This is a genomic window from Luedemannella flava, from assembly GCF_039528515.1.
Taxonomy (GTDB): domain Bacteria; phylum Actinomycetota; class Actinomycetes; order Mycobacteriales; family Micromonosporaceae; genus Luedemannella; species Luedemannella flava.
This window is the reverse complement of record NZ_BAAALT010000003.1, coordinates 245,716-269,670: the sequence shown is the minus strand read 5'-3', so window position 1 is coordinate 269,670 and position 23,955 is coordinate 245,716. Positions and strand designations below refer to the sequence as shown.

24 protein-coding genes are annotated in these 23,955 nt (G+C 72.0%); 9 read left to right on the top strand and 15 right to left on the bottom strand.

All coding sequences use genetic code 11. The features are described 5' to 3' along the window. The 4 genes from ABD211_RS01650 to ABD211_RS01635 all read right to left on the bottom strand — a co-directional run. On the bottom strand, nt 1-617 hold a 617-nt coding region (locus ABD211_RS01650; protein WP_344125375.1), incomplete at its 3' end, for a hypothetical protein. 3 nt (nt 618-620) lie between these two features. Further along, the gene (locus ABD211_RS01645; RefSeq protein WP_344125373.1) at nt 621-1,604 is read right to left on the bottom strand and encodes a transporter substrate-binding domain-containing protein; all 984 of its coding nucleotides are present in this window, start codon (nt 1,602-1,604) and stop codon (nt 621-623) included. Further along, the gene (locus ABD211_RS01640) at nt 1,601-2,857 is read right to left on the bottom strand and encodes a hypothetical protein (protein WP_344125371.1); all 1,257 of its coding nucleotides are present in this window, start codon (nt 2,855-2,857) and stop codon (nt 1,601-1,603) included. The genes ABD211_RS01645 and ABD211_RS01640 overlap by 4 nt, the downstream gene beginning before the upstream one ends. A 127-nt stretch (nt 2,858-2,984) precedes the next feature. Further along, the gene (locus ABD211_RS01635) at nt 2,985-3,521 is read right to left on the bottom strand and encodes a hypothetical protein (RefSeq protein ID WP_344125369.1); all 537 of its coding nucleotides are present in this window, start codon (nt 3,519-3,521) and stop codon (nt 2,985-2,987) included. A gap of 141 nt (nt 3,522-3,662) precedes the next feature. Between ABD211_RS01635 and ABD211_RS01630 the strand changes: the two genes are divergently transcribed. Genes ABD211_RS01630 through ABD211_RS01620 form a run of 3 tightly spaced genes read left to right on the top strand, consistent with a single transcriptional unit; the run spans nt 3,663 to nt 4,856 of the window. Next, the gene (locus ABD211_RS01630; protein WP_344125367.1) at nt 3,663-4,100 is read left to right on the top strand and encodes a DUF6325 family protein; all 438 of its coding nucleotides are present in this window, start codon (nt 3,663-3,665) and stop codon (nt 4,098-4,100) included. Nucleotides 4,101-4,115: 15 nt separating this feature from the next. Next, nucleotides 4,116-4,460 carry an SHOCT domain-containing protein gene (locus tag ABD211_RS01625; RefSeq protein WP_344125365.1) on the top strand — a complete coding sequence of 115 codons (345 nt, stop codon included), beginning with the start codon at nt 4,116-4,118 and terminating at the stop codon, nt 4,458-4,460. A gap of 30 nt (nt 4,461-4,490) precedes the next feature. Then, the gene (locus tag ABD211_RS01620) at nt 4,491-4,856 is read left to right on the top strand and encodes an SHOCT domain-containing protein (protein WP_344125363.1); all 366 of its coding nucleotides are present in this window, start codon (nt 4,491-4,493) and stop codon (nt 4,854-4,856) included. Nucleotides 4,857-4,910: 54 nt separating this feature from the next. Here the strand turns inward: ABD211_RS01620 and ABD211_RS01615 are convergent, their stop codons facing one another. The 4 genes from ABD211_RS01615 to ABD211_RS01600 all read right to left on the bottom strand — a co-directional run bounded on the left by ABD211_RS01615 (nt 4,911) and on the right by ABD211_RS01600 (nt 9,579). Then, nucleotides 4,911-6,977, bottom strand: a complete 2,067-nt coding sequence (locus ABD211_RS01615; protein WP_344125361.1) for an MMPL family transporter — start codon at nt 6,975-6,977, stop codon at nt 4,911-4,913. 116 nt (nt 6,978-7,093) lie between these two features. After that, nucleotides 7,094-7,765, bottom strand: coding sequence for a response regulator (locus ABD211_RS01610; protein WP_344125359.1), 672 nt, complete (start codon nt 7,763-7,765; stop codon nt 7,094-7,096). 10 nt (nt 7,766-7,775) lie between these two features. Next, nucleotides 7,776-8,870, bottom strand: coding sequence for a sensor histidine kinase (locus ABD211_RS01605; RefSeq protein WP_344125357.1), 1,095 nt, complete (start codon nt 8,868-8,870; stop codon nt 7,776-7,778). Nucleotides 8,871-8,922: 52 nt separating this feature from the next. Next, nucleotides 8,923-9,579, bottom strand: coding sequence for an SRPBCC family protein (locus ABD211_RS01600; RefSeq protein ID WP_344125355.1), 657 nt, complete (start codon nt 9,577-9,579; stop codon nt 8,923-8,925). A gap of 146 nt (nt 9,580-9,725) precedes the next feature. Here ABD211_RS01600 and ABD211_RS01595 point away from each other — a divergent pair, with 146 nt between their 5' ends. Then, entirely contained in the window at nt 9,726-11,174 is a 1,449-nt protein-coding gene (locus tag ABD211_RS01595; RefSeq protein ID WP_344125353.1) for a putative nucleotidyltransferase substrate binding domain-containing protein, read from the top strand. On the opposite strand, the gene ABD211_RS01590 is transcribed toward ABD211_RS01595, so the two are convergent. Further along, nucleotides 11,119-12,036, bottom strand: coding sequence for a universal stress protein (locus tag ABD211_RS01590; RefSeq protein ID WP_344125351.1), 918 nt, complete (start codon nt 12,034-12,036; stop codon nt 11,119-11,121). The genes ABD211_RS01595 and ABD211_RS01590 overlap by 56 nt on opposite strands. Before the next feature lie 127 nt (nt 12,037-12,163). Next, nucleotides 12,164-13,168: an Acg family FMN-binding oxidoreductase gene (locus ABD211_RS01585; RefSeq protein ID WP_344125349.1), complete on the bottom strand. Its 1,005-nt coding sequence runs from the start codon at nt 13,166-13,168 to the stop codon at nt 12,164-12,166. A 126-nt stretch (nt 13,169-13,294) separates the two neighbouring features. Here ABD211_RS01585 and ABD211_RS01580 point away from each other — a divergent pair, with 126 nt between their 5' ends. The 3 genes from ABD211_RS01580 to ABD211_RS01570 all read left to right on the top strand — a co-directional run bounded on the left by ABD211_RS01580 (nt 13,295) and on the right by ABD211_RS01570 (nt 18,013). Continuing rightward, nucleotides 13,295-14,881: an ABC transporter permease gene (locus tag ABD211_RS01580; RefSeq protein ID WP_344125347.1), complete on the top strand. Its 1,587-nt coding sequence runs from the start codon at nt 13,295-13,297 to the stop codon at nt 14,879-14,881. A gap of 142 nt (nt 14,882-15,023) precedes the next feature. Beyond that, on the top strand, nt 15,024-17,153 hold the full coding sequence (locus tag ABD211_RS01575) for a cellulase family glycosylhydrolase (RefSeq protein WP_425560314.1): 2,130 nt from the start codon (nt 15,024-15,026) through the stop codon (nt 17,151-17,153). 80 nt (nt 17,154-17,233) lie between these two features. Beyond that, nucleotides 17,234-18,013, top strand: coding sequence for a class I SAM-dependent methyltransferase (locus tag ABD211_RS01570; RefSeq protein WP_344125345.1), 780 nt, complete (start codon nt 17,234-17,236; stop codon nt 18,011-18,013). On the opposite strand, the gene ABD211_RS01565 is transcribed toward ABD211_RS01570, so the two are convergent. The 4 genes from ABD211_RS01565 to ABD211_RS01550 all read right to left on the bottom strand — a co-directional run bounded on the left by ABD211_RS01565 (nt 18,000) and on the right by ABD211_RS01550 (nt 20,984). Then, nucleotides 18,000-18,314: a hypothetical protein gene (locus tag ABD211_RS01565; RefSeq protein ID WP_344125343.1), complete on the bottom strand. Its 315-nt coding sequence runs from the start codon at nt 18,312-18,314 to the stop codon at nt 18,000-18,002. The two genes, ABD211_RS01570 and ABD211_RS01565, sit on opposite strands and share 14 nt — an antisense overlap. A 245-nt stretch (nt 18,315-18,559) precedes the next feature. Then, complete coding sequence (locus tag ABD211_RS01560; RefSeq protein WP_344125341.1) at nt 18,560-19,114, bottom strand: GNAT family N-acetyltransferase; 555 nt, start codon at nt 19,112-19,114, stop codon at nt 18,560-18,562. Between the two features lie 11 nt (nt 19,115-19,125). Next, the gene (locus ABD211_RS01555) at nt 19,126-20,313 is read right to left on the bottom strand and encodes an NsdA family TPR-like regulatory protein (RefSeq protein WP_344125339.1); all 1,188 of its coding nucleotides are present in this window, start codon (nt 20,311-20,313) and stop codon (nt 19,126-19,128) included. Nucleotides 20,314-20,627: 314 nt separating this feature from the next. Further along, entirely contained in the window at nt 20,628-20,984 is a 357-nt protein-coding gene (locus tag ABD211_RS01550) for a hypothetical protein (RefSeq protein WP_344125337.1), read from the bottom strand. A gap of 239 nt (nt 20,985-21,223) precedes the next feature. Between ABD211_RS01550 and ABD211_RS01545 the strand changes: the two genes are divergently transcribed. Then, entirely contained in the window at nt 21,224-22,069 is an 846-nt protein-coding gene (locus ABD211_RS01545) for a phosphotransferase (RefSeq protein WP_344125395.1), read from the top strand. A 132-nt stretch (nt 22,070-22,201) separates the two neighbouring features. Continuing rightward, complete coding sequence (locus tag ABD211_RS01540; RefSeq protein ID WP_344125335.1) at nt 22,202-23,254, top strand: hypothetical protein; 1,053 nt, start codon at nt 22,202-22,204, stop codon at nt 23,252-23,254. Here ABD211_RS01540 and ABD211_RS01535 read toward each other — a convergent pair. Beyond that, nucleotides 23,251-23,913 carry an HAD family hydrolase gene (locus tag ABD211_RS01535; protein WP_344125332.1) on the bottom strand — a complete coding sequence of 221 codons (663 nt, stop codon included), beginning with the start codon at nt 23,911-23,913 and terminating at the stop codon, nt 23,251-23,253. The genes ABD211_RS01540 and ABD211_RS01535 overlap by 4 nt on opposite strands. Nucleotides 23,914-23,955 lie beyond the last annotated feature (42 nt).

The window sequence follows — 23,955 nt, the reverse complement described above, 5'->3', positions numbered from 1 at the left end:
GTCAGGTGGCGCAGGCGCTGCGCGTCCGGGCCGGCGCCGAGCGGGTCGGCCAGCGCCTCGTCGCGCACCTCGGTCAGGTCGCGGCCGAGCCGGCTCAGCCGCACGGCGACCGGGTGGTCCTCCGGGACCGCCAGGGCGTTGGCGTCGACCACGGCGGCCGCGACCGCCGCCGCCACGTCGGCCAGGCCGGTGGCGGTGGCGGACACCGCCGCGGCCACGGTCGTCAGCGTCGCCAGCACGTCGCGGCAGGCCAGTTCGAGCCGGTCGGACAGCGCGGTGACGGTGACCTTGCCGCCGTCCTCCTCGACCCACGCCTCGCGCAGCAGCCGGGTCAGCTCGCCCAGCTCCGTCCGGTCGGGGCGGGGGTGGGCGGCCCGCAGGGCGGCCACCTGGTCGATGGCGTCGCGCAGCGCCGCGAACGACGGCCACAGGGCGTCGACGCGGGGCGCGGTGTCCCGCCACAGCTCCTGGGTCCTGCCCTGGACGGCCGTGTCGCGCAGGTACACGTGGCCGGGGTGGGTGTCCACCGAGTACAGGACCGTGGCGATGCGGGCGTGGCCCGCCTCCAGGGCCGCCAGCGCGGCGTCGACCTGGTCGCGCGTCATCGGGTCGGGCACGGGTCAGTCCCGGTACCGTGCTGGTGGCGGCTCCGGCGTGGGCCCGAGCGGGGTGAGCCACCGGGCGTAGATCTTCTTCCAGGTGCCGTCGGCGCGCATGGTCTCCAGGACCTGGTTGACGAACCGGACGAAGTCCGGCGCGTCCTTGTTGATGCCGATGCCGGCCGGCTCGTCGGTCAGCGGGGTGCCGACGATCTCGGTGCTCGGGTCCTGCGCGTTGAGGCCGGCGAGCAGCACGTCGATCGTGGAGACCGCGTCGACCTGGCCCTGCTGGAGCAGGACGAGGCAGTCCAGGGTGCTGTCGGTCGAGACCGGGATCGGCTTGGACGGCTGGGCCGCGATGACCCGGATGCTCGTGCTGCCCCGGGTGGCGCACACCTTGCGCCCGCCGAGGTCCTCGAAGCTCCTGATGCCGGAGCCCCGGTTGACCAGGAGCCGCTGGTGCGAACTCAGGTACTCCGTGGAGAAGGACACCTGCTGCCACCGCTCGCAGTTCATCGTCATGGTGCGCACGACCATGTCGACCTTCTTGTCGACCAGCACGGGGATGCGGTCGGCCGTGGTGATGGCCCGAAACTGGATCTTGTCGGGATCGCCGAACAGCGCCCGGGCGACCTCCCTCGCGATCTCGATCTCGAAGCCGGTCAGCTCGCCGGTCCGCGGGTCCCGGAACCCGAACAGGTACGCGTTCTGGTCGATGCCCACGATGAGGCGGCCCCGCTCGACGATGCGCGCCATCGTGGAACCGGCCGGCATCGCGCCCGGCGCCGGCCTCGCGCCGGTCGGCCGCAGGCTCGCCCGGGCGTCGCAGGTCGGGGCCGCCGCGACGCTCGGGATGACCGCCGGGTCCGCCACGTTGACCGGCCGGGGCAGCGACCCGGACGCGGCCGGCGCGGCGGGCGGGCCGTCGTCGGGCGCCCCGCAGGCCGCGAGCAGCGCCACGGCCAGGCCGGTCACGGCCACGCGTCGGATCCGTCCCGTCGTCATCGGTACTCTCCGATCCGTCGCTGCAGGCCCACGACCGCAGCCGCCACCAGCAGCAGGGTGAGCACGATGATCGCGATGTCGGCGCCCCGCAGGGCGCCGTCCGCGTCGTCCGCCGCGGCGTCGAACCGGTCGTTGGCGGCCGCGAGCCCCCGGGTCAGCGCGTCGTCGACGTGACCGAACGTGGCCGGCAGGCCCTGCGCGCCCGGGTCGGTGGCGCGCTTCACCGCGTCCAGGTACTGACCGCCGTCGTCGAGCCCCCGCACCTCCTTGTGCAGGGCGACCCATCGCCGGGCCTGGTCGATGGCCTCCTGGATGAGCTGGCGGTCGCGGTCGTCCGAGGCGCCGGCGAGCGCCTGGCCGAGCAGGCCCGAGGCGCCGTCCGCGCCGGCCAGCCGCTCGACCGTCGCCACGAAGTCCTTCTCGAACGCGGCGCCGTCGCCGCGCGCCACCAGCGTGAGCGCCTCGTCGGCGCGGGCCTGCAGCGCGGCGACCCGGGCCTCGGCGAGCACGTGCACCTGCGTCGAGCCCCGCTCTCGCCCGTCGTCGAGGTGCCCGCCCGCGCCGGTCAGCGCGATCGTCGACCAGCCCAGCGAGGTCAGGGCCGCGACGGTCGCGACGGCGAGCCCGACGTTGATCACGCGGTTGGTCCGGCGCGCGAGCAGGACCTGCGCCGCCGCGAGCGCCGCCAGCGCCAACAGGCACAGGGCCAGCACCAGCCAGGGGAAGGTGGCGCCGTCGCGCTGCGCCTGCGCCAGCCGGTCGGCCTCGATCTGGAACAGGTCGTGGGCGGCCGGCAGCAGCGTCTGTCGCATGAGGCCGGACGCCTCGCGCAGGTACGCCCCGCCGAGCGGGGTGCCCAACCTGTTGTACGACCGGGCGGTCTCCACGAGTCCGGTGTAGACGGGCAGCTCGCGGGCCAGCACGTCGAGCTTGGCGGCGCCGCGGTCGTCGGCGTCGCGCAGCGCGACGGCCAGCGAGGCGGTGGCCTGCGCGATGCTGTCCAGGTAGCGCTGGCGCAGCGCGGCCGGCTCGACGCCGTTGGCGAGGAACGCGTTCGCCGCGGTGGCGTCCGCCTCGGACAGCGACCGGTAGATGTCCTGCGCGCGCACGCTCAGCGGGCCGCTGAAGGTGCCGACGTCGCGCACCAGCGCCGCACGCTGCCGCACGGCCAGCACCCCGGCCACGCCCGCGACCAGCCCGATCACCACGAGCCCGACGGTCACCGCCGCCAACAGGCCCGGTGTCGTGGTCATGCGCCACCTGAGCTGCGTCAACACGGTACGGATCGACACCACCGCTCCCCGTAGTCCCCCAAGATACGAGCGAGGGTAACGCAGGGCGTCAATGCCACTACACCTATGTGGACGGTGCCGACATCTCCTACACCGCGACGCGCCGCCCCGGCGGGGGCAGCTTCCTCGCCCAGTCGTGCCAGTAGGCGGCGTATGGGGTCGTCTGCCGCAGCACCGCATCGGGCGCCACGACGGCGGGCCAGAACATCAGCAGGTACCGGTCAGGCGCCGGGCCGTCGTGGTCGTCGCGCGGCTCCCGGGCCATCCCGAACCCGGTCGCGCAGTAGCGCGCGCGATAGTCCGTCGACGGGTCCAGGTCCAGGTCCCAGCCCTGCTCGCCCGCCCACTGGACCAGGCTGACCGACGCACCGGGCACGAACGTCGTCTCGACGACCTCCTCCCACCCGTCGCCCGCCGCGGGCGGCGCGCTGTCGTGGGCCTCGATCGTGAAGCGCAGCGTGCCGGTGTGCGTGCCGGTCATGAGGAACAGGGCGCCGGGCTCGACGCCGCCGCACAGCCCGTTGGACTGGCCCTGAAAGGCCGCGGTCATGTCCGGCAGTTCGTCGTCGATCACGTAGATCTGGCCGTAGTGCACCCAGACGTCGCCGTCGAACAGGACCCGCATGGGGTCGGTTCTACCCCGGACCGCACTCCAGCGGCGACCCCGGACCCTCTGACCAGGAAAAAGACGATTCGTGGCGTTCCCATTTGTTATAGATTGCGAGCAGAGCGCCGATCGGCGCGGGCGAGTCGCTTAGGGGTTGGGATGGCTGACGTCGACAGCATGGGCCCGATCGATTACCTGGTGATCGAGTTTCCCGGCAGTCGCATGACGGGCGAGGGACTGCCGCTGCTCGTGGACCTGGTGGACCGCGGCATCATCCGCGTACTGGACCTGCTTTTCATCAGGAAGAACCTCGACGGCTCGGTCGAGGGCGTGGCCATCGCGGACTTCGACCAGGACGGCACGCTGGACCTCGCGGTGTTCGAGGGCGCGTCGTCGGGCCTGCTGCAGAAGGAGGACCTGGACGAGGCGGGCACGGCACTCGAACCCGGCAACTCGGCCGCCGTCCTCGTCTACGAGAACCTGTGGGCGGCGCCGCTCGCGATGGCGCTGCGGCGCGGCGGCGCCCAGCTCGTCGCGGGCGGGCGCATTCAGGTGCAGGCGCTGCTCGCCGCACTCGATGCCGCGGAAGCGGCCTGATCAGGGGAGGGCGTCATGCCGGGTCTCATCCGGGGAGTCGCGCGGACCGCGGTGATCGCGGGGACCGCGACGGCCGTGTCGAACCGCGTCTCGCGCCGCCAGGCCGGCCGCTGGGCCGACCAGGAGCAGGCGGCCGCGTACGAGCAACAACAGGCCGCGTACCAACAGCAACAGGCGTACCAGCAGCAACAGGCGGCGTACCAGCAGCAGCAGGCAGCTCAACAGCAGGCAGCCCAGCAGCAGGTGGCCGATGACATGGACGCCACCATCGCACAACTGCGGCACCTCGCCGATCTGCGGGCGCAGGGGGTGCTCACCGACGCCGAGTTCCAGGCCCAGAAGGCCCGGATCCTCGGCTGACAGCGCAATGTCGACGGCGAGGAGGCCGTAATGGACTGGAACTTCGGCGACGTACTGCTGGCGATGCTCGCCTTCTTCTTCTGGTTCCTCTTCATCTGGATGTTCATCGCGGTCTTCGCCGACCTGTTCCGGCGCGACGACGTGTCCGGCTGGGGCAAGGCCGGCTGGGTCGTCCTGGTGGTGCTGTTGCCGTTCATCGGCATCCTGATCTACATGATCGCCCGGCCGAAGATGACCGAGCAGGACAAGCGGATGCTCACGGAGCTGCAGGAGCAGCAGCGTCGCATGGCCGGCTACTCGGCCGCCGACGAGATCGACAAGCTGGCGACGCTCCGCGACGCCGGTAAGATCACCCCTGAGGAGTTCGACCGCCTCAAGGCCCGCGCGATGGCCTGACCGCCGGTCTTCCCCGGATCGTGGCACCAGCCACGATCCGGGGAAGACCGGCGGCTAGCCCACCCGTTGCGCCTCCGTCATGCCGATCCGTTCGTGCGCGCGGCGCAGGGCGGCCGGCGACCACCAGTTGTAACGGGCCAGCAGGGTCATCGTCGCCGGCACCAGGAGCATCCGCACCACCGTGGCGTCCAGCGCGATGGCCAGCACCAGCCCCAGGCCGATCGCCTTGATGGGCGCGAACCCGCCGAGGATGAAGCCGGCGAAGACGACCACGAGCAGCAGCGCCGCCGACGTGATGATGGTGCCCGTGCGGGCCAGGCCGTCGGCGACCGCCGCGCGCGGGTCATCGCCGGCCAGGTGCCGCTCCCGGATGCGGGACAGCAGGAACACCTCGTAGTCCACCGACAGTCCGAACGCGATCGCGGCCACCAGCACCGGCACGGTCAGGTGGGTGTAGCCCAGCTCCACCCCGCCGAGCAGCCCCGCCAGATGGCCCTGCTGGAACACCCAGACCACCGCGCCCAGCGCCGCGCCGATGCTGATCACATTCGTGAGTACGGCCTTGACCGGCAGCAGCACCGACCCCGTGAACAGGAACAGCAGCACGACCGTCGCGAGCACCACGACCGCGACCGCCCACGGCAGCCGGTCGGCCAGCATCGCCCGGTAGTCGGCCAGCATGGCCGCGTCGCCGGCGAGATCCGTGTCGAACGGCGCCGGCAGCGCCCGCACCGCCGCCACCAGGTCCCGCGCCGCCGGCTCGTACTGCCGCGCGAGCGGCCGGATCCGGATCACCGACAGGCCGGCGGTCACCGGCTCGATCTCCGCGCCCGCGACCGAGGGCAGGGCCGCGGCCCGCGCCCGCAGGTCGGCCAGCGCCGGGTCGTCGGCGTCCGCGCCGCCCACGAGGGTCAGCGCGTCCGGCGCCACCTGCTCCGGGAAGTGCTCGGCCAGCCCGTCCCACAGCTGCCGCGTCTGGGTACTCTCCGGCAGCATCCGGGGGTTGCCGGTGGACAGCGTCAGGTCCAGCGCGGGCAGGGCCAGGACGAGCAGCGCCGCCGCCGTGGTCAGCAGCGTCAGCACCGGCCGCCGCTGCACGCCCCGGGCCACGGCCGCGAACACCGATCCCCGCGTACGCGTGCGCGGCGGTCGGATCCGGTGTCCCACCAGGACGAGCAGCGCGGGCAGCAGGGTCAGCGCGGCGAGCATGTCCACCGCGACGACGGCCGCGCCGGCGAGCCCCAGCGAGCGCAGGAACGGGTCGGGAAAGACGAGCAGCCCGGACAGCGCCACCGCCACGGTCAGGCCGGAGAACAGCACGGTGCGGCCGGCGCTCGCGCCGGTGCGCGTCACGGCCGTGCGCACGTCGGGCGCGGTGGCCCGCTCCTCGCGGAACCGGCTGACGGTCAGCAGCGCGTAGTCGACGCCCAGCCCGACCGCCAGCATCGTGGTCACCTGGATCGCGTAGATCGACACGTCGGAGACGAGGCTGAACGCGTACAGGATGCCGAACGTCCCGCCGACCCCGACGAACGCGATGACCAGCGGCAAGCCGGCGGCGAGCAGCCCGCCGAAGATGACCAGCAACAGGACGAGCAGCACCGGCGTGCTGAACACCTCGGCCCGGGTCACGTCCGCCTGCGACTGCGTGACGAACTCGTCCCCGGTGAGCGGCCCGCCGGACACGGCGACCGACGGCGCGTCGATCGCCCGCAGCCGGTCGGCGGCGGCCCGCGCGGCGGCGCCCTCGTCGTCGCCGTCGGCCAGGGTCACCGACACCAGCAGCGCGTGCCCGCCGGCCGACGGGACCGGGTCGGACACGGCCGCGATGCCCGGCAACGCGCGCACCGCCGCGACGGCGGAGGTGACGCTGGCGAGCAGCGCCGGGTCCGTGGCGGGCCGGCCGCTGACGAGCGCGGTGAGCCGCTCCGGTTCGGGCGCGGCGTCGGCGAGCCGCTGGTCCGCGCGTTGGGACTCGCTGCCCGGCACGGTGCCGACGTCGGCGACCATTCGCGGGAAGACGCCGATGCCGACCCCGAAGCCGGCGACGAGGATGGCGGTCCAGGCGAGAATGACGACCACGGGCCGCCGTACGGCGAACCCGGTGAGCACACGGGACATAACAGCGCTCCACAGTGGATTGGGCAGCGGCGACCCGGTCGGGCCGCCGTGCCCCGATGCTGCCGCCGACGCGGGGTGCGGCGGATCGCCGGGAGGAGCGGAACAGCGCCTCGCTCTCAGGAGGGAGCCGGCCCGCCGGTCTCCCCCGGCACGACGAGCCCCGACTCGTACGCCGCCACGACCGCCTGCACCCGGTCGCGCAGGCCGAGCTTGGCCAGGACGCTGCTCACGTGGGTCTTCACGGTGTGCTCGGTGACGAACATGGCCGCGGCGATCTCGGCGTTGGACAGCCCGCGCGCGACCTGGCGCAGCGTCTCGGTCTCCCGGGCGGTGAGCCCGGCCAACGGCGTCGGCTCGGGCGCCACCCGGCCCCGCGACACCACGTCCGCGATGAGCCGCCGGGTCACCGACGGCGCCAGCAGCGCGTCGCCGCCGGCCACCACCCGGACCGCGGCGACCAGCTCGTCGCGGCGCATGTCCTTGAGCAGGAAGCCGCTCGCGCCCGCGGTCAGCGCGTCGTACACGTACTCGTCAAGATCGAATGTAGTGAGGACGAGCACGCGCGCGGACGTCCGGGCACAGATCGCCGAGGTCGCGGCGATGCCGTCCATCACCGGCATGCGCACGTCCATGAGCACGACGTCGGGGGCGAGCGCGAGCGTCTGGCGCACCGCCTCCGCCCCGTCGGCGGCCTCGCCGACGACCTCGATGTCCGGCTGCGCCTCCAGGATCATGCTGAAGCCGCCCCGGACGAGGGCCTGGTCGTCGGCGATGAGTACGCGCAGCACGCGGACACTCTTACGGAAGCGGCAGCCGCGCCGCCACCCGGTACCCGACCCCGCCGGATCCCCGACCGGCGGTGAGCTCACCGCCCGCCGCGCTCACCCGCTCCCGCATCCCCGCGAGCCCGTGCCCGCCCGCCGCGCCCACCGGCCCCCGGCCGTCGTCGATCACCTCGACGGACAGCTCGCCGCCCGCCCAGCTCAGCAGCACCTCGACCCGGCGTGCCCGCGCGTGGCGCACCGCGTTTGTCAGCGACTCCTGCACCACCCGGTAGACCGTCACCGCGAGATCGGCCGGCACCGCCCGCGCCTCGCCGCGTTCGTCGAGGCGCACGTCGAGCCCGGCGAGCCGGGTCGTCTCCACCAACGCCGGCAGCTCATCGAGCCCCGGTTGGGGCGCGCGGCGCTCGTCGTCGGCCCGCAGCACCCCGAGCGTGCGGCGCAGCTGCGCCAACGCGTCGCGGGCCGTCGCCGCGATCGTGTCGAACACCACCTCCGCCCGGTCCGGGTCGCTGCGCACCACCACCGGCCCCGCCTCGGCCTGCACGATGACCAGGCTCATCGAGTGCGCCAGGATGTCGTGCACCTCGCGGGCGACCCGCTCGCGCTCGCGCGCCCCCGCCGCGGCCTCGGACTCCGCCAGGCGGCGCGCGCGTTCCTCCAGCATCGCGATCCGGTCACCCCGCGCGCGGGTCGCCGTCCCCATCGAGTACGCCACGGCGAACAGCACCCCGATCACCGTGATCGCCAGGGGCGGGTCACCCGGCCCGAGGATCGACACGGTCACCCCGACGACCGTCCCGGCGGCCAGGATCAGCCGGTGCACCGGCGGGCTGAGCGCGGCGAACGTGTACGTCGCCACGAGCTGCCCGGCCGGCAGCGTGGCCAGCGCCCCGAGAAAGCTCAGCCAGGTCGTGCCGACGGCGACCGCGCAGGTGACGACGAACGGGGCGCGTCGGCGCCACACCAGCGGCACCGACGCCACCGCGTAGAGCGCCACGATGCCCGGGTTGATGTGCTTGTCCAGGACCGAACCGAGCACCCCGACGACGAAGCACCCCGCCGCGATGGCGGCGTCGACGGCGAGCGGGAAGGGGCGGCGCGTGAGCATGGCCCAGTATCGGGTCGCTCCGGCGCCGCCGGCCTCCCTCTCAGGAGCGATCTCACACGGCGAGGACCGACGCCGCGGCCGTGCGTTCGGCGCGCGACTTGATGCCGAGGAGCATCTTGCGTTCCATGACCAGGCTGCCCGGCTCCATGACGACGCGCCAGGCCAGGTGGCCCACCCGGGAGCCACGGGGCATGATGATCACATTGCGGCTGATCAGCCGGGTCGTCGCGCCCTCGGGATGGAGGGCGAACAGCCACAGCCAGTGGCCGTCCACGGACCGGAAGCCCAGCACCTCGTTGCGGCGCAGCACGGCCACCCGCATCGCCGGCCCCTTGGGTCCCAGCGGCAGCTCGTCGCCGACCATCAACGCCTGGAGTTCGGGCTGGATCTCGTCAGCACTGTGCATGTCCAGGCCGAACAGATTCTCGATCCAGTCGTAGCTGTACGCCCCGCCGCGCCCGCTGCCCATCTGGACCAGCCACGGCCAGATGTGCCCGGGGGCGGCGTCGATGCTCACGGCGCGCGTGGTGACCAGGTCGACCTCGTCCATCGCCTCCTCGCCGGGAATCCGGCGGGCGACCTCCTCGGCGGTGGCGCCCCAGTGCAACCACCGGCGCCGCAGGCCGCGCGGGTACATGGCGGCGACCAGCGCGCCGGCCACGAGAGCCACGCCCGCGACGCCCAGGACGCCCAGGCTCCTTCGCTTCATGACCGGACCTCCTTTGTCCGTTTCCCCCCAGCCTGCGCCGTCCAGCCCCGATAGGCAGGGGCCGACGGTCCCGAACGGGCGGGGCCTTCGGCGTGGACACCGCCGCGTGGGCACCGGCATGATGCGACCGATCGGGGGTGCCCGCCATGACGGAGGACTTCGCGGACGCGCTGGCGTCGTACGAGGCGGCGGACCCGGACGGGCGCCCGCTCGCGCGGGTCATGCGGCCGGTCGTGTGGTGCCGGCCGGGCGACCGCGTCCGCGACGTGGCGGCCCGTATCGGCGACGCCGGCGGCTCGTGCGCCGTCCTGCGGGCCGACGACGGCCTCGGCATCGTGACCGACCACGACTTCCGGCGCGCGCTGGCCGCCGGCCCGCTGGACGGGGACGCGCCCGTGTCCGGCCTGGCCACCGTGCCCGCGCTGACCGTCGCCGACGAGGCGTCCCGGGCGACGGGCCTGCTGCGGATGGTCGAGCACGGGGTGCACCACCTCGTGGTCACCGACCCGGACGGGCGGGTCGTCGGGGTGGTGCGGGCCGTCGACCTGGCCCAGGCCGACGTGCGCGACCCCCTGGTCGTACGGTCGGCGGTCGACGCCGCCGACTCGCTGGACGCGCTCGCCTCGGCGTACTCGGGGCTGCCCGGGATGCTGGTCGACCTGCGGGCGCGCGGCATGCCGGCGCGGCACGTCGGCGCTGTGCGGGCGGCCGTCATGGAGGCCGCGGTGCGCCGGATCCTGGCCCTGCGCGCCGACGCCGCGCCGGCCGGCGTGCGGACGTCGTGGATCGTGCTCGGGTCGCTCGCCCGCCGCGAACCGCTCCCCCGCTCCGATGTGGACACCGCCCTGCTATGGGCCGACCCGCCCGACGGGGCGGACGACCCGGCGGACGGCCTGCGCGCGTACGCCGGACTGATCCTGGAGGACCTGCGCCGGTGCGGGCTGTCGCCGTGCCCGAACGGCGCGAACGCCGACAACCCGCTGTTCAGCCGTTCGCAGGCGGCGTGGGCGGCGGCCGCGCGGGGCTGGCTGCGCGACCCGACCCACGTCGGCGCGCTGCTGCTGTCGGCGATGGTGGCCGACAGCCGGCCGGTCACGAACGTCGAGCTGGGCGGGCATCTCACCGACACGATCCGGTCGCACACGCGCACGGCGCAGTTCCTGCAGGCGCTGCTGGTCGAGGCGCTGCGATGGCGGCCGCCCGCCGGCTTCGTGCGCGACTTCGTGGTGCACCACACGGGCGAGCACCGGGGGCAGCTCGACCTCAAGGCGGGCGGGCTCACGCCGGTGGTGAGCATCGCGCGGTGGATCGCCATCGCCACCAGCGACACCCGCGGCGGCACCGCGCGGCGGCTGGCGCGCGGCGCGGACGCGGGCCTGCTCACCCGCGACGAGCTGGACACCCTCGTGGGCGGCTTCGACCACGTCTACACCCTGCTGCACGACCACGAGGCGCGGGCCGAGGCGGCGGACACCTACCTCGACCCGCGCCACCTCGACCGGCTCGCCCGCCGGCACCTGCGCGAGACGTTCCGGGCGATCACCGTGGTGCAGGAGCGTGCGGCCCGGGAGTGGCTGCGCCGGCTGACCGGGTGACCGCTTCGCCGTCGCCGCGCGCGATGAGCACCGGGGCCTCGGCGTGGTGCAGCAGGCTGAGCCCGACCGAGCCGAGGAGCAGGCTGGCGACGCCGCCGTGGCCACGGGTGCCGACGACCACGACCTGCGCGGCCGCCGCCGCGTCCGCGAGCACCTGCGCCGGGTGGCCCACCGCGGCCATCACCTCGGCGGGCACGTCGGGGTACTTCTCCCGCCACGGGTCGACCTGCTCGCCCACCAGCCGGTACTCCTCGGCGCGGCGGTAGTCGAACGACGCGACCGCCGGGCCGGAGCCCGGGCCGCCGAGAGCGTACGCCCGCACGGCCACGAGCGGGACGCGCCGGGTGGCGGCCACGTCGAAGGCCAAACCCAGCGCCGCCTCGGAGCCGGGCGAGGCGTCGACGCCCACCACGACCGGGCGGCCGGCCGCCTCGTCGCGACCGCGCACCACGACGACCGGGCCGGCGGCGTGCGTGGCGACCTGCTGGCTCACCGAGCCCAGCAGCAGGCTGGTGAAGCCGCCGCGGCCACGGTTGCCGACCACGGTCAGCGTGTCGGGCTGCGCGACCGCGGCCAGCTTCGCCGCCGGCGAGCCCAGCACGGTCATCCCGCGCACCTGCACGTCGGGCGCGGCCTCGCGCGCCTCGGCCACGGCCAGCCGCACGACCTCCTCGGCCGCCTCCCGCATGGCCTCAGCGAACGCGGCGCCCGCCTGGGCGATCGCGCCCGGCACGCGCCAGTCGTAGGCGTGCACCACCTGCAGCTCGATGCCGCGCAGCGCGGCCTCGCGGGCCGCCCACCGCAGCGCGGCGCGGCCGTGTTCGGAACCGTCGACGCCGACCACGACGTTGGCGTAGCTCATGGCGTTCCTCCTTGTTCCTGTTGTCTTGGTTCAGCGTGCGCCGCGCGCGGGTCGGTCGGTCAGGGCCTCAATGACGGTCCGCCAAGGACATTCGGCCCGCTCGTTCGCGGCCGACCGACCCGCGCGGTCACCGGACCAGCACCTCGTGCAGCGGCCGGCGGGGCGACGGCGCGCACGGCGGGCCGTACCCGAGCCGGACGATGGCCTGCGGGAACCGGGGATCGCCCGGCCCGCACACGAACCGGCGCAGCGCCGGGATCTCCAGCGGCTGCGTGAACGGTGTCGTGGCCAGCCCGCGCACCGTGGCGGTGAGCAGGACCCGCTGCAGAGCCTGTCCCGCACGCAACCACGCCGCGGGATCGTCCGCGTCCGTGGTCAGCACCGCGATGCTCGACGCCCGCTCGAAGGGCTCCACCGCGCGCCGGCGGCCGGGGGTCGCCAGGCCGAAGTCGCGCACGGGCATGCCCTCCGCCTGCGCGTACGGGCCGTGCGCCTCCGGCGGCACGCCGTCGGCGCGCCCGTACTCCCAGCGCGTCCACCACGCGAGCTCGGCCAGGTAGCGCGGGTCGCCGCGCCACCGTTGCTCGGCGAACCGGACCACGTCCAGCACGTCCTCGCGGGTGACGGCGTCGCAGATGGTCAGTTCGGCGCCCTCGGCCCGGGCCGCTTCGACCACCTCGTCCAGGACCCACGGCTCGACCGGCACCTCAGCGAACGGCCGCCGGTTGCTGTGCCGGCGCGGAATGGCCCGGGCGAGCGCGGCCGCGGTGTCCGAGACCGGCACCGGACGGCCCGGCGTCACGTGCGCTACCCGGACCGCGGGCGGGCCGTCGGGCAGCGGCCGCAGCACCGGCGTGCGACCGAGCGACAGCATCGCCACGCGCAGGTTGAACACGGCGGCGCCGACGCTGATGAGCCGCTCACGGCCGTACTCGTCGATGATTTTGACAGCGCGGGCGCGGTCGACGAGCACGTCGACGCCGGCGGCCCCGACACGGAACCGCCACGGTTGGCTGTTGAAGATCGAGGGCGCGGCGATGGCCGCCTCGAGGCATTGGCGCATCAGTGGACCGGGGCCGCCGTCCTGCGTGACGGTCCACCCGGGCACCGCTGGCCGGGTCTGCGTGATCACCCCACCACCATGCGCCGTGCGGGGTGCGGGGCGACAGGGTCGATACGCCGGAGGACACCGGGCCGTTGGACCTTCCCGGTCGTCGCACCCGGCGGTAACGTCCGGGGCGACCCCTCGGGAGGCGGTATGGCGGGCACCACCACCGGCACGGGCATCCTGGTGCGGTTCATGCTGCGCCGCGAGCGCCGCGGCCTGCCCTGGTGGCTCATCGGCATCGGCTTCCTGGTCGGCTACCAGTCCGCGGGCAGCCAGAGTCTCTACGACACCCCCGAGAAGCTCGACCGGCTGCGCCAGACGCTCGGCACGAACCCGGCGATGCTCGCCATGAGTGGCCCGAAGGACCTGCTCGCCACGATCGGCGGCGAGGTGGTCTTCGAGATCTTCTCGTACGCGGCGGTGGTGGTCGCCCTGATGAGCATGTTCATGATCGGCCGGCATACCCGCACCGACGAGGAGTCCGGCCGCGCCGAGCTGGTCCGCTCCTCGCGCGTCGGCCGCGACGCCACCTTGGTCGCCGCGCTGCTCCTGGCCGGCCTCGCCAACGCGGCCGTCGCCGTCGTGGTGTTCGCCGCGACCGCGCTGACCGGCCTGCCGGTCGGCGGCAGCGCGCTGTTCGCGCTCGCCGTGGCCGGCGTCGGCGCCACGTTCGCGGGGTTCGCCGCCGTCGCCGCCCAAATCTTCGAGAACCCCCGCGCGGTGTACTCGGCGGTGGGCGCCCTGCTCGGGCTGGCCTACGTCCTGCGGGCGGCCGGCGACGCGGGCAGCGGCACCCTGTCGTGGCTGTCGCCGATCGGCTGGGGCCAGCAGACCCTGCCGTACGTGGCGGACCGGTGGTGGCCGCTGCTGCTGCCCGCGCTCGTCACGGCCGGTCTGGTCGCGCTCGCGCTGACGCTGATGGAGCGGCGCGACTTCGGCGCGGGGTTCGTCCGCACCCGCCCGGGTCCGGCGACCGCGCCGGGGTCGTTGGGCTCCCCACTGGGGCTGGCCTGGCGACTGCACCGCGCGTCGCTCGTCGGTTGGACGACCGGCCTGTTCATCCTCGGCGCCGCGTACGGCTCGTTCGCCAACTCGATCGAGCAGTTCATCGCCGACAACCCGGACGTGGCCACCTACTTCCCCGGCGGCACGGACAGCATCGTCGACGCCTACCTGTCGCTGAGTGTCGTGTTCGCCGCCCTGCTCGCCACGGCGTACGCCGTGAGCGGCACCCTGCGGGCGCGCGGCGAGGAGACGGCCGGCCGCGCCGAGCCGGTCCTGGCCACGCACACGAGCCGCTGGTCGTGGCTGGCCAGCCACGTCGCGATCGCGATGGTCGGCGGCGTCGTCGGGCTCGCGGCCGCCGGGCTCGGCGAGGGTCTCGCGTACGCGGCGGCCGTCGACGACGCCGGCCAGATCCCGCGGGTCATGGGGATCGCGCTGATCTACGTGCCCGCCGTCTGGGCGGTCCTGGCGGTGGCGGTCGCCGGGTTCGGCTGGGCGCCGCGCGCCGCGGCCGCCGTCGGCTGGGCGGCGCTCGGCTTCTGCGCCTTCATCATGATCTTCGCGGACCTCGTGGACCTGCCGGGGTGGGTGCGCGGCGTCTCGCCGTTCACCCACACCCCGCAGTACCCGCTGGAAGCCTTCGCGGCGCCGCCGTTGCTCGGAATCCTCGCCGCGGCGACGCTCGTCGGCGCGGCCGGCTTCTACGGCTTCCGCCGCCGCGACGTGGGCTGAGCCGCGCGCGGTCGCGCCGCATCGCTGATCACGAATTGACAAAGTCTATCGACCCTACTTAGTCTCCGCGGCGGACCGACTCGGTGACGCTTTCCCATGTCCTCGTCACCTTGAGCCAATCCCTTCCACCGCAAGGAGCACCATGAGCTTGCAGGACATGCTTCGCAACAATCGCCGACTGCGGTCCGGACTCATCGCGGGCGCGGCTGCCACGCTGGTCGCGGGCCTCGGCATCGTCGCGGCCGCGAACGCCTCCGCGGCGGCGGGCTGCAAGGTGACCTACTCGGCGCCGAGCCAATGGCCCGGCGGGTTCACCGCCAACGTGAACGTGACCAACCTCGGCGACGCGATCAACGGCTGGACGCTGGTCTGGAACTTCCCGTCCGGGCAGACCGTGACGCAGGCGTGGAACGCGGCCGTCACACAGTCGGGCGCCCAGGTCACCGCCAGGAACGTCAGCTACAACGGGTCGATCGCCACCAACGCCACCGTCTCGTTCGGCTTCAACGGGTCGTGGGCCGGCTCGAACACCACGCCGACGTCGTTCGTACTCAATGGAACGACCTGCACCGGCAGCGTGAGCGCGACGACCGCGGCCCCGACCACGACAAGCGCCGCGCCCACCAGCCGCACCCCCACGAGCGCCGCGCCCACCACGCGGACGCCCAGCTCGCCCCCGCCGGCGGGCAACGCCATGGCGGCCGTGGCCGCGATGCAGCCCGGCTGGAACCTCGGCAACTCGCTCGACGCGACCGGCTCGGACGAGACGTCGTGGGGCAACCCGACGATCACGGCCGCGCTGCTCGACAACGTGCGGGCGCAGGGCTTCAACAGCATCCGCATTCCGGTGACGTGGGGCCACCACCTGGGTGGGGCGCCGAACTACACGATCGAGTCGGCCTACCTCAACCGGGTCAAGGAGGTCGTCAACTGGGCGCTCGCCGACGGCTTCTACGTGATGCTCAACATCCACCACGACTCGTGGGAGTGGATGTCGAACATGCCGTCGGACAGCACGGTGATCACGAAGTACAACGCGATCTGGACACAGCTCGCGGCCGCCTTCCGTGACTCGTCGTCGAAGCTCGTCTTCGAGAGCGTCAACGAGCCGCAGTTCGCCGGCAACGACAACACGCAGGGCAACACGCTGCTCAACCAGCTCAACACGTCGTTCCGCACGATCGTGCGCAACTCGGGCGGCAACAACGCCAGCCGCCTGCTGGTGCTGCCGACCCTGCACACCTCGGCCGACCAGGTCCACCTCGACGCGCTGGCCGGCACGTTCACCGCGATGAACGACCCGAACCTCATCGCGACCGTGCACTACTACGGGTACTGGCCGTTCAGCGTGAACATCGCCGGCACCACGACGTTCGACGCCACCACGCAGGCGGACCTCACGGGCGCCTTCGACCGGGTGTACAACACGTTCGTCGCGAAGAACATCCCGGTGATCATCGGTGAGTACGGCCTGCTCGGCTTCGACCGCAACACCGGCACCATCGAGCAGGGCGAGAAGCTGAAGTTCTTCGAGTACTTCGGCTACTACGCCAGGCAGCGCAAACTCACCACGATGCTCTGGGACAACGGACAGCACTTCGGGCGTACCAGCTTCGTGTGGAGCGACCCGGAGCTGATCGGCCAGATCAAGTCGAGCTGGACGACCCGTTCGGGCAGCACCTCCTCCGACCAGGTCTACGTGTCGAGGACCAACGCGATCACGGCCAAGACGCTGACCCTGAACCTGAACGGTTTGTCGTTCCTGGGGCTACGTCAGGGCTCGACCGACCTGGTCAACGGCACCGACTACACGGTCTCGGGCAGCACGCTCACCCTGACCCAGTCGGCGGTCACCCGCCTCGTCGGCTCGCGCGCGTACGGGATCAACGCCACCCTCTCGGCCCGCTTCTCGGCCGGCGTCCCGTGGCGCATCGACATCAGGACGTACGACCCGCCCATCCTGTCGGCGGCCACCGGGACGACGGGCTCCTTCGCGATCCCGACCCAGTTCCGCGGTGACCAGCTCGCCACCATGGAGGCGGTCTACGTATCCGGGGGCAACGCCGGCCCGCAGAACTGGACGTCGTTCAAGGAGTTCGACTACACGTTCACGCCCAACAACTCGGCGAGCACCATCACTCTCAAACCGGAGTTCTTCGCCGAGGTCAACGACGGCTCCAAGGTGCAGCTCACGTTCCACTTCTGGAGCGGCACCAAGCTGACGTACTTCGTCACGAAGTCCGGCTCGACGGTGACCGGCTCGCTGACCTAACCGCCGCGCGTGGGGTTGTGGCGAATACGGACCGCATAGCGACCCGTATTCGCCACAGCCGCGGTTTCTAACATGGGCGGATGGGCTCTCACGTATCCCGGACGCGGCGGCAGTGGGACGGGCATGTGTCGGCGTGGTTCGACCAGTTCGCGCACGCCCGGTGGGCGGCCTTCGAGCCGTACTGGGGCATGTGGCGTATCCCGCAGTCGCAGCTGGCCGTCCTGCCCGCCGACGTGGCCGGCCAGGCGGCCGTGGAGCTCGGCTGCGGCAGCGGGTACGTGTCGGCGTGGTTGGCCGGCCGCGGTGCCCGGCCGATCGGGGTCGACGTGTCCGCCCGGCAACTGGCCACCGCACACCGGCTGCAGGACGAGTTCGGCGTGCGGTTCCCCCTGCTGCTGGCCGACGCCGAGCGGGTGCCGCTCGCGGACGGGAGCGCCGACCTGGTGATCAGTGAGTACGGCGCGTCCGTCTGGTGCGACCCGTACCGGTGGCTCCCCGAGGCGGCCCGGCTCCTGCGTCCCGGCGGCCGGCTGGTGTTCATGGCCCAGTCCACGCTGGCCCGCATGTGCGTGCCCGAACAGGGGCCGGCGACCGATCGCCTGCTGCGCGACCTGTTCGGACTGCACCGGATCGTCCGGCGCGGCACGTCCGGCGAGGAGTACCACCTGTTCACGCTGCCACACGGCGAGTGGATCCGGCTCATGGGCGACTGCGGCCTGGTGGTCGAGAACCTCATCGAGGTACAGGTCCCGCCGGACGCGACGAACGACGACTTTCCCGAGCTCCCCGACGAGTGGGTCCGACGCTGGCCAGCCGAGGAGGTCTGGTTCGCCCGCCGTCCACCCGTCACCCGTCCCTGATCACGAAGCGAACACCATTGCCGGAACGCACGACGTCCACGCGGGACAACGCCCGCCGCAGTGCGGCCCCACGCTGGTGGTAGGGCGTGTGGGGGGTGCCCAGTGAGGGCCGCCGCAGGTGCGCGCGCTCCCACACCTCCACCTCGGCCGCCAGCGCGTCGACGCCCTGCCCGCACACCGCGCACCGGTAGCGGCGATCCATTCCCCGGCTGACCGACCACATCACCTCGTCGCAGCAGCGCAGCAGCCCGCTGAGGTAGTACTGATCGCTCGCGGGCGTGCCGGGTTCCATGCGGACCACGCGTTACACCCTCGGGTGACCTGCGACCGGTTGTCTGCCCGCGCATACGTCGCACCGCAACGTGACGCCGTGCACGGGACACCAGCGACTCGACCGCTTGAAGGTCAACATTCCCGCAAGCCAGCCGATCAACCCGACGCACACATAGCCCACAACATTGAACACGGACATCTGGAACCTCCGTCTAGGCGTGTATCGCCAGCGTCGATTCCGCTACGGTCGGTAGCAATCCAGCGGTGTTCCGGTTATGTTCCGACTCCCCCGAGATCCAAAATCATCGCGTCGTAGGTCGGCCCGTCTCGGAACGGCTGAAGCTCGCCGATTCTTTGCCATCCCCATGCCCGATACGCTAAGACAGCCGCGACGTTGTCGGGCAGAACAAGAAGGGTCATTCGGCGCTCTGGGCGGGATCGCTTAAGGGCATTGTGCAGCTCACGGGCGACTCCCCGCCGACGGAAGTCCCGCCGAACCATGATGTAGTTCAACGCAAAGGTACGCGTGCCGTCCTCCGCGATCAGCTCCTGATCCAGATCGGCCAACAAGCCGTGCCACCAACGGGAGTCTGCGGGCAACGGATAGCCAAGCGCATAGCCGACCAGATCGTCGCCCGCGTCGTATGCCATGACCAGACCGAAACCGGGCCGCTGGGCATAGGCTTCGAGGCGCTCCCAGAAACGCCCCTCCGCGAAAAACTGATTCTCAATCTTGTCGGCGTATGCGTCCCGGTAGACCTCGATCAACTCATCCCGATGGGCGTACAACCCTTGCGCATCAAGCTGTCGGATCTGGATTGCAGTCACGAGCCCTCGTATCAGTTGATGTCCGCGTGGCGACCCATAAAGAGATCAACTCCCGGAACGCCCGAGAACATGCCAAGCCGCCGGGCAACGGTTGACAGCTCAGCCCGGATCACGTGACTCGCAACGGCGCTGCTCAGGTCGTCGAGTGCTTTGCCTGCCGAGATCGCCGCACCCTCGACCTCGCCAAGGTCGAGGCGCGCCTTGGCAAGCCGCACCCGGTAGAGCGCGCGGTTACGCGCGAAGCTGTCGCCGTACTTCGCGATCGCCTGCAGGAGGAGTCTTTCCGCACGTCGCGGGTCGCCGAGCAGCAGCGCGACTGTTCCTTCGATGCCGTCCAGTTCCGCGTGGTCCACGAAGGAGTACCAATCGGCGGCCTCCTCCTTCACGGCCTCGAGACTCGCCCGCGCCTTAGTGATGGCTTTGTGGGACGCGGTGCGCTCGCCGGCCAATGCATACGCGGTGGCCTGCCGAATTCGCGGCACTACCGCTGTCCTTCCACCAGCGATGCCCTCCGCTGCGTCGGCGTATCTGAGCGACTGACGTGGCATTCCCAGAAACGTGCTCAGAAATGCCAAATTGACGAGCGCGTGCACCTGGGAACTCGCGTCGGCCGACTGGCGGGCAAGCGTGAGCGCCTCGTTGTAATGGGAGCGCGCGGCATCGTGCGCGCCGCTGTCGAACGCCAGCCAGCCGGCGCACATGTGGGCGCGGCTCGTCGCGGTGAGCAACTGGTAGGCGACCCGGTCAGAGTACGAGGAGTGCTCCAGCAGGTAGTAGCCGTTGTGCGCGATCCGGGCGGCCGCCGCCCATAGGTTCTCGCCGCCGTGTTGATGGCCGAGCCTACGGATCTGCATGACGGCGTGATCAAGTCGCTCAGCGTCTTTCGCACCAACCCGACCGGCACGATGAGATGAGTCACCGACCGGGCCGAGGCTGGCGAGGGCCGCTGCCAGCGGCATGGTCACGACAGTTCGCCGGCGCATGTCATCCGACGTTACGCCTTGACTACCGTCATCGACGGGATCCTGCACCATCGCTGTTGCGAATCGCTTCCGTACTGCGGGGCCGGCCGACGCCAGCGCACCGTCCAGCAGTCGCTGTGTGGACGGCCGCAGCCGCGCCATGCCGGCGTCAGCTTCCCAAGCGGACACGGACGAGGCCGACACGTTCAGCAAGTTCGCAAAGTCGCGCACGGACATCAGATGAGCCTCACGCAACGCCCGCGTGTGTATGCCTGTCCATTGTTGTGGTGACGTCACGTCGCGCCTCCGTCCTACCTACCAGGCCGACTCGGTAGCTCTCGGCACACGGCAGCCTAGCGAAAAGTGACGCTCAGCCACGGTCACACACCGTTCGGATGAGCACGCGTGCCGATCAACTGGTCGTGTCCACGATCGTCCTGTGACGCCCGGCCCCAACCTCTCGCCGTGGCAACGGGCGTTGTTGGATGCGTTCAGCCCTCCGTTGTGGCGATTTCGGACCAGATGGCGACCCTTGTTCGCCACAGCCGGAGTCAGAGGCAGGTGGGCCGGAGGTCCCGGGGCGTGTACGTGATCCGCACGTGGTAGGTCCCGTCGGCAGTGCCGAGCACCTGAAGGAGCCACGTGCAGTTGGTCCCGTCCGGCTTCGAGGCGGCGTAGACATGGCTGCCCGGGCCGTAGGCCTGCCAGCCGCTGGAACGGGCGAGGTCTGCGTAGAAACGCGAGACGTCGTCGGCGCCACCGGCTCCGGTCATCTCGCGGTCGAGCATTCCCAGGTTGGGCGGCTCCGAACTCTCCCAACCGCAGCTGACGGTCTCGGTCGCCGGCGCGAGCGCAGCGCCGGGTGGCGCCTGGACCATCACCGGCTCCTGCCGCAGTGCGGCGACCATCTCCTGGTCCGGGTGGCAGTTACGGCCCGAGCGATCCCCCGCGATGGCCTCGCCCAAACGGCCACAGCCGCCAACCCACAACCCCAGCGCGGCCAACGCGACAGCGCGGCTGACAACACCAACCCGACCCACGCACACCCCAAATTCGATCTTCCCGGGGAGAGCGTAGGTTCGCGGTCCCGGATGCGCGACCCCGGTCAACGGCCGTCCCTGATCACAAAGTCTACGATCGGTCTGTGATGTCCGGCCTCGATCTCCTTTCGCCGGCGCAGCGGGCGTTGTTGGAACAGTGGCTGCCGGATGCGACACCCGTGCGCGACCACAGCTGGGGTCTGGTCGCGACCACCGTCCTCGAGGTGACGCACTCCGGGGACCGCTTCATCGTCAAGGCCGGCGGCGACACCGACCGGCACATCGAACGCGAACTGCACGCCCATCTCACGTGGCTGGAGCCGTGGACCGGCCTGGGGCGCGCGCCGGCCCTGGTGCACGGCGACGTGGCGGCGAAACTCCTGGTGACCCGGTACCTACCCGGCGAGTTGGTGCTCAACACCGGCCACGTTGATGCCCCGGCCACCTACCGGCAGGCCGGTGAGCTGCTGGCGGCGTTCCACGCCCAGGCCGCCAGCACCGACGACGGGTACGAGCAGCGCGAGAACGACAAGTCGCTGGCCCTGCTCGACGAGCCCCACCGGATCGCCGACGCGGTCGTGACGCGGCTACGCGCCGAGATCCTCGCCTGGCCGACGCCGGCGGTGACGCTCGTGCCCACGCACGGGGACTGGCAGCCGCGCAACTGGCTCGTCCACGACGACGTGGTGAGCGTCATCGACTTCGGCCGGGTCGCGCTGCGGCCCGCGTTGACGGACCTCGGCCGGCTGGCCGTCCAGGAGTTCCGGGGCCGCCCCGACCTCGAGGCGGCGTTCCTCGACGGGTACGGCTGCGATCCGCGCGAGGCCGGGGCGTGGCGACGCCACCGCGTCCGCGATGCCATCGGCACCACGACCTGGGCCTACCGGGTCGGCGACGGGACCTTCGAGGCCCAGGGCCACCGCATGATCGCCGAGGCGCTCGCGACGGACTGACCGGTCGGCACACCGTCAGGCGCGTTGCGCCGACCGTCCGGTCGGACGAGCCACGCAGACGGTCAATGTGCCGCATCAGCGCGTGTCTCTACTGTGGATCCACGCGCGTTCGACGTCGCTGAGGGGATTCCATTGATCAACGAGGACGAGGTCCGGAAGACCTTCGAGAAGCTCAGCGAGGTCGAAAAGCTCGAACTCCGCGAAGCGGTCGCCAAGGACGCCGGGGACCTCGCCGGGACCCTGACCAAGTTGGGCTTCGAGCTGACCCATCACCCGGGCCACGATGACGTCGCCGGCGGCGTCGGCACGGGTGCGCAGCTCACGACCCTGATCATCAGCATGGTCCGCGAGCACCAGGCGAAAGCCAAGGCGAACAAGGCCGAGCAACCACAGAAGGCGGCCAAGCGGCTTTTCAGGCTTCGGCGGAAGGCCCGCACCAGGTTTCTCTGGGTCGGCGGCCTCCTGATCCTCGCCGGCTGGTACCTCCCCGCGTACGTGGCGATCTATCACCCGCCGGACCTCAGCAAGTCGGGACTCGTCGCCAAGCAGGGCTACGTGACCATCAACGGTCACCGGTTCGACTACTTCTTCCAGGCGTTCAACGAGTTCTACATCGGTTCCTACAACGGGCCGTACCTGCTCGACCATCCCACGGTCCACGCCGTGGCCGGCGCCTCGAAGCTCGTGCTGGGCACCGGGATCGCCCTGGTCGTCCTCGCCATGCTGATCCGGATGTTCGACGCGCACAGCTCGTCCGCCGGCATCCGCGCCGTCGCGCGGGGTCTGGCCGGCCTGCCCAGCATCCTGCTGCTTCCCCTGGTCGGCGTCGTCCTGCTGAACATGCGGTCGGTGCTCGCCGACGACGCGGCCACGAACGCACTCAAGCAGGCGTTTATCGCGTCGGTCGGTGGTGGGGCGCGGGCGGTGTCCGCGGCCAGGGACGTCGCAATCCACCTGTCCATCGGCTTCGCCGTCGTGCTGCTCGGCCTCGCGGTGGCCGCCGTCGGTGCCGTCACCGGCCAGAAGTCCGACGGACTGATCCAGCAGCTGCAGGCGGACGCCCACGCAGCGCAAGCCGGAGGCGTTGTCGCCGCGCTTCGGGTCCTGACCACCATCGCGAAGATCGCGATCGTGGTGGGCCTGCTGGCCGCCTTCGTCTACATCGCCCGGCACACGCTCAGTTAGAGCAGGTCAGCCAGGTCGGCGAGATGCTCGTGGTCGGCCGCCACGCAGAACCCGTACGGGTCGAGGTGGAACGGGCGCAGGCCGGCCGCCCGGGCGCCGGACACGTCGTACGCCCGGGTGTCCCCCACGTAGCCGACCTCCTCCGGCGGGAGTCCGAGCACGTCGAGCGCGAGGGTGAAGATGCGCGGGTCGGGCTTGGCCACGCCGGCCAGGGCACTGTCGACGATGACCTCCACCGGCGCGGCCGGGCCGGCGCCCAGCTGGCACAGGCCCTGCTCGGCGAGGAGCCGGCCGACCGTGCCGTCGTTGTTCGACACGATGCCGAGCCGGTAGCGGCCGGCGAGCGCGCGCAGTGTGGCCGCCATCCCGGGCAGCGGGTACGACCAGAGGTTCGGCATCGCCCGGACCAGCTCGATCATCCCCTGGTTGCACAGCTCCCGCGCCCCGACCGGCACACCGCTGTGCACGACGAGCCCGGTGTGGTAGCCGGGCCAGTCGAAGTCGCCGTCGTCGCCGTCGGCCTCGTGGACCGCCCGGTAGTGCGCGCGGATCAGGTCGTCGGGATCCGTCGCGCCACCGTGACCGCCCATGACCCCGCCGACCGCCCTAGGGTCGGGCACCACGAGTACGCCGCCGACGTCCAGGAGCACAGCACGCACTCCGACCACCCCGTTCCACGTCACGTACAGCGATGCCCCGTT

Coding starts and splice junctions, on each gene's coding strand:
- ABD211_RS01605 (WP_344125357.1), bottom strand. CDS start 8,870: ATGCTCACGCGCCGCCCCTTCCCGCTCGCCGTCGACGCCGCCATCGCG.
- ABD211_RS01600 (WP_344125355.1), bottom strand. CDS start 9,579: ATGAAGCGAAGGAGCCTGGGCGTCCTGGGCGTCGCGGGCGTGGCTCTC.
- ABD211_RS01590 (WP_344125351.1), bottom strand. CDS start 12,036: ATGAGCTACGCCAACGTCGTGGTCGGCGTCGACGGTTCCGAACACGGC.
- ABD211_RS01545 (WP_344125395.1), top strand. CDS start 21,224: ATGTCCGGCCTCGATCTCCTTTCGCCGGCGCAGCGGGCGTTGTTGGAA.
- ABD211_RS01635 (WP_344125369.1), bottom strand. CDS start 3,521: ATGCGGGTCCTGTTCGACGGCGACGTCTGGGTGCACTACGGCCAGATC.
- ABD211_RS01595 (WP_344125353.1), top strand. CDS start 9,726: ATGACGGAGGACTTCGCGGACGCGCTGGCGTCGTACGAGGCGGCGGAC.
- ABD211_RS01570 (WP_344125345.1), top strand. CDS start 17,234: ATGGGCTCTCACGTATCCCGGACGCGGCGGCAGTGGGACGGGCATGTG.
- ABD211_RS01620 (WP_344125363.1), top strand. CDS start 4,491: ATGGACTGGAACTTCGGCGACGTACTGCTGGCGATGCTCGCCTTCTTC.
- ABD211_RS01640 (WP_344125371.1), bottom strand. CDS start 2,857: ATGACCACGACACCGGGCCTGTTGGCGGCGGTGACCGTCGGGCTCGTG.
- ABD211_RS01625 (WP_344125365.1), top strand. CDS start 4,116: ATGCCGGGTCTCATCCGGGGAGTCGCGCGGACCGCGGTGATCGCGGGG.
- ABD211_RS01630 (WP_344125367.1), top strand. CDS start 3,663: ATGGCTGACGTCGACAGCATGGGCCCGATCGATTACCTGGTGATCGAG.
- ABD211_RS01550 (WP_344125337.1), bottom strand. CDS start 20,984: ATGGTCGCCGCACTGCGGCAGGAGCCGGTGATGGTCCAGGCGCCACCC.
- ABD211_RS01580 (WP_344125347.1), top strand. CDS start 13,295: ATGGCGGGCACCACCACCGGCACGGGCATCCTGGTGCGGTTCATGCTG.
- ABD211_RS01615 (WP_344125361.1), bottom strand. CDS start 6,977: ATGTCCCGTGTGCTCACCGGGTTCGCCGTACGGCGGCCCGTGGTCGTC.
- ABD211_RS01645 (WP_344125373.1), bottom strand. CDS start 1,604: ATGACGACGGGACGGATCCGACGCGTGGCCGTGACCGGCCTGGCCGTG.
- ABD211_RS01555 (WP_344125339.1), bottom strand. CDS start 20,313: ATGTCCGTGCGCGACTTTGCGAACTTGCTGAACGTGTCGGCCTCGTCC.
- ABD211_RS01575 (WP_425560314.1), top strand. CDS start 15,024: ATGAGCTTGCAGGACATGCTTCGCAACAATCGCCGACTGCGGTCCGGA.